Source organism: Pseudanabaena sp. 'Roaring Creek' (assembly GCF_001402795.1).
Lineage (GTDB): Bacteria > Cyanobacteriota > Cyanobacteriia > Pseudanabaenales > Pseudanabaenaceae > Pseudanabaena.
The window spans coordinates 1-4,089 of record NZ_LIRE01000350.1 but is presented as its reverse complement, the minus strand read 5'-3'; the positions used below and the strand labels follow the sequence as shown (position 1 = coordinate 4,089).

General features: G+C 43.0%; 3 protein-coding genes. 2 read left to right on the top strand and 1 reads right to left on the bottom strand.

Going from position 1 to position 4,089, the window contains the following annotated elements:
* The first annotated feature begins 57 nt into the window (after positions 1-57).
* Positions 58-570 carry a type IV pilin-like G/H family protein gene (locus AC805_RS11970; protein ID WP_055075655.1) on the top strand — a complete coding sequence of 171 codons (513 nt, stop codon included), beginning with the start codon at positions 58-60 and terminating at the stop codon, positions 568-570.
* A gap of 139 nt (positions 571-709) precedes the next feature.
* On the opposite strand, the gene AC805_RS11965 is transcribed toward AC805_RS11970, so the two are convergent.
* Positions 710-2,131 carry a WGR domain-containing protein gene (locus AC805_RS11965; protein ID WP_055075654.1) on the bottom strand — a complete coding sequence of 474 codons (1,422 nt, stop codon included), beginning with the start codon at positions 2,129-2,131 and terminating at the stop codon, positions 710-712.
* Between the two features lie 242 nt (positions 2,132-2,373).
* Here AC805_RS11965 and AC805_RS11960 point away from each other — a divergent pair, with 242 nt between their 5' ends.
* Positions 2,374-3,993: a radical SAM protein gene (locus AC805_RS11960; RefSeq protein ID WP_055075653.1), complete on the top strand. Its 1,620-nt coding sequence runs from the start codon at positions 2,374-2,376 to the stop codon at positions 3,991-3,993.
* Positions 3,994-4,089 lie beyond the last annotated feature (96 nt).

Here is a 4,089-nt window from a genome sequence, read left to right as displayed (position 1 = left end):
GCGTAAGGTGAGTCATTAAGATTTTTTAAATGCCTTATTTGTTCTATAGGAATTTGGTTGAGTCTAACATCGGCAGCTTTTGCCTGTAGACAGCCTGAAGTAATTAGTTATGTTGGCTCAATGAATCAAGCTCAACAAGCCTATTATTTAAAGAAAAATACCTTCGCCCAAAATTTAAATGAATTGGGTGTAGGAGTGCCCGAACAAACTGAATATTATCTTTACAAGACCGTTATGACTCCTCATGGAGTTTTAAATTTTGGAACAGCTATAAATAATCAATTGGGATCGGATGTAAGTTGTCAATGGAGATGTGATGAAGGAATTCGCTGGCCTTGTGCTGACAATCCAAATAAATGTGGGGATAGCGATAGCAATTATCTATTCTGCACCTCTCGTATTGAGTCCTGTAGAGGGGCTAATTATGTGGGAGCGGTATATCTAAAGCAAATCAATAATAAATTTACGACATTATCAATTTTATGTACATCGGGTTTTGGAGTAGAGGCAACACCGATATTTCAAAATGGTGATTATGTTTGCGCTCCTAACTCTAAACAAGTTAGGTAGTCATATGGGCATCTCTAAAAATTCAAATTCAAGGCAAACTAGCAACGAGAAATCAGTGCTTTCAGACTTTATCTTTCACTCAAAAGTTAATTAATAGAGATGCTCATATATTGAAAAAACTAATCGCCAAGGTTTGACGCTAAACTAGTCTTTTAATATCGCCAATGGTACGATAAAAACTACCATTGGAAGATTCGCGAATTTCGTCAACGAGATAACGTGCGCCTGCTTCACGAATGTCTTTGGGGAATTGCACTTTCCAAGTCTGGTCATAGCCATCAGAGATAACCCGAATTCTCAACTTGCTGCCTTCTTGGAAACATTCTAATAATACACCTCGGCTAGGATCTGAAGTGGTTTCCAAGGTCGTAGATGGCAGCACATCCTCTAATTTCGGAGCCTTGATATTAATAGCCAGCGTAAATGTTCCTGCTTGAGCCGCTTGAATGGCAGTTTCACTAGCATCAATGCAAGCAAAAGAGCCATCCGTTGTCACAATATACAATCTTCCATTAAAAAACTGCATCGAAAAAGCAGATCCACAACCCGTTCCCAATTTCCAAAGGCGATCGCCATCATGATTAAAACAATAGATCGAAGAACAGTTATCACCAGCAAATACATATTCGCCATCGCCTGCGGTAGCACAGGAATAGATAGCCGCATCACATTTATAAACCTTGCTGATTTCGCCTTTTTTGGTAAAACTCTGAACTAGACGATTAGAAGTGCCAACATAAATCATTGACTCCTCTTGCCAGCCAAACAGAACGGATCCATTGGTGGGCTGATTCCAGATCATCTGTCCATCCTCCCAGTCATACATCGTCACGCCTTGACTATGTCCGTGGTAGATGCCAATCTCATCGCAACGCACCATCCAGCCATGATTACCCGCACTATTTTTTGTCCATTTAGACTCATCCTCATGATTGATTGTGGTAACGCAACCATCCTTATCTGAGACCCCTAAAATGCCATCGCTAATATCTAGCCAAAAAATATCCACATCCCGCGCAATCTCATAGGCAACACGCGGCACTTTTCCACCCAAGTCATAGACCTTACCATCATCACATCCTGCATATAGCCAATCGCGATCGCTAACAATACACTTCACACCATCAGGTAATTTGAACTGATTGATTACTTGACCATCATGGGTGAGCGTATAGATTCGCCCATCTTGATTGCCAACCCAGCAACCTATTTCATCGATCGATACTCCAAAGGCGGGGGCTCCAGTGGCAAACTTCCACATTACTGGCGACTGTTGCGCCGTTGACTTACTGCTAGAAATTTCTCGACGAGTAATCGCCCGTTTTTTGCGTTCGCCCAATACAGCTAGCTCATAACCCTTGCGCTTCTTTTCGTTGATTTTTTTGGTGGCATCAGCTAGAGCTTTCTCAGGTGTATCAAAGGTAGAGACTTTGGTTTGTCCGCGATCGCCAATGCGACCATAACGAATCGATACATTTGTACCATTCACAATTACTTCATAAAACTTGTGAGAACCACTATCTCCTTCCGATAGCTCTAAATATGTTGTTTGTTCTGACATAAGCAATCCATTGGCAGTTTTATAAACTATAGCTGTCGCTAATTGTACTAGGACATAAACCCGAAGAATTGATTGGCGGCGCGAAGCGCCGCCAATCAATTCTTCGGGTTTATGTCCTAAGTCAAGTGACTGTAGCTACGGAAAACAAGAGAGGTGCGACACGAAGTGCCGCGCCGCTCTTGTTCGTTTTGCACCCTTTTAGATATGGCATAATAGCGATATTGCGATATATTGCCGAAACGTTGAACCAATCCTACTTTCAGTCTGAACATTTACTCTTTGACCCAACCACACCAGATTTCGATGCAGTAAATATTGTCTTTGCTTTTCCCAATACCTACACCGTGGGAATTACGAGCTTAGGCTATCAAGGCGTATGGGCAAATTTGGCTACGCGATCGCAGGTTAACGTCAGTCGATGGTTCACCGATGCCCATGAGGACTTACCTAGGAAGATTGAAATATTAGGCTTTTCGTTTTCATGGGAACTAGATTATGTCAATATTCTTGCCGCTTTAAAAAAATTTGAGATTCCCATCGATACCTGCGATCGCACTGACGAGCATCCGTTAGTTTTTGGTGGAGGGTCAGTCCTCACCGCCAATCCCGAACCCTTTGCTGCGTGGTTTGATATTATTCTGCTCGGTGATGGCGAAGAATTAATTGGGAATTTCCTCAATGCTTACCAAGAAGTCCGCCATGCCAGTCGTGAAATAAAATTGCGTCATTTAGCCAAACTAGATGGAATTTATGTTCCATTATTGTATGAAGTAACCTATGAATCCGATGATGGGGCGATCTCGTCCATTCAACCCATAGATTCAGATATTCCTGCCACAATCCACAAACAAACCTATAAAGGGAACACCCTCTCAGCCTCTACAGTGGTTACAGAGAAAGCCGCATGGGAAAGTATCTTTATGGTGGAAGTGGTACGGAGCTGTCCAGAGATGTGCCGCTTCTGCTTGGCGAGTTATTTAACGCTTCCCTTTAGAACCGCTAGTCTAGAGACGAGTCTAATACCTGCGATCGCGAAGGGACTAAAAGTAACCAAACGACTGGGCTTACTCGGTGCATCAATTACCCAACATCCTGAATTTGATTTATTGCTAGATTATCTCGCCCAGTCTCAGTTTGATGATGTCCGCCTCAGTCTTGCCTCAGTCCGCACCAATACCCTAACGGAAAAATTAGCGCGAATCCTCTCTACCCGTGATAGTCGCTCTGTCACCATTGCGATCGAAAGCGGTTCCGAACGTTTGCGCGAAATCATCAATAAGAAATTGCATAATGATGAAATCAAGCAAGCGGCAATCAATGCTCAAGCTGGTGGCTTGAAATCATTAAAACTCTATGGCATGGCAGGCGTGCCTATGGAAAATGATGACGATATCGAACAAACCATCGAAATGCTAATTTCCCTGCGCAAAATTGCGCCAAAATTAAAGATCGCTTTCGGTTGCAGCACCTTCGTTCCGAAATCCCATACGCCTTGGCAATGGCAGGGAGTCAGCACCACTGCCGAAAAGAAAATGCAGCATTTTCGTAAAAAACTATTGCCCAAAGGGATTGATTTTCGTCCTGAAAGTTATAAGGATTCGCTGGTGCAAGCAATGATATCTAGAGGCGATCGCCGTTTGACTAAATTACTGATTTTGGCTTGTAGCTATAGCGATGGGGATGTCCCCAGCGATGGTTCCTATAAACGCGCCTTTAAGGAACTGCGGGGACAGTTGCCACCTTTAGCTTGGTATGTCCATGAAGATTGGGATGTACAGCAAATTCTGCCTTGGCAACATCTCCGTAGTGCTTTGCCCGTAGAGACATTAATCAAACATCGCGAAACTTCTTTCGCCTATTAAAAATAGAGGTGGCACTTACGCCGCATCTATTATACCAAAGCACAAAATGGCGTAGCCATTTTGTGCTTTGAAAACCCTTACTGGATTTGGTTTTTA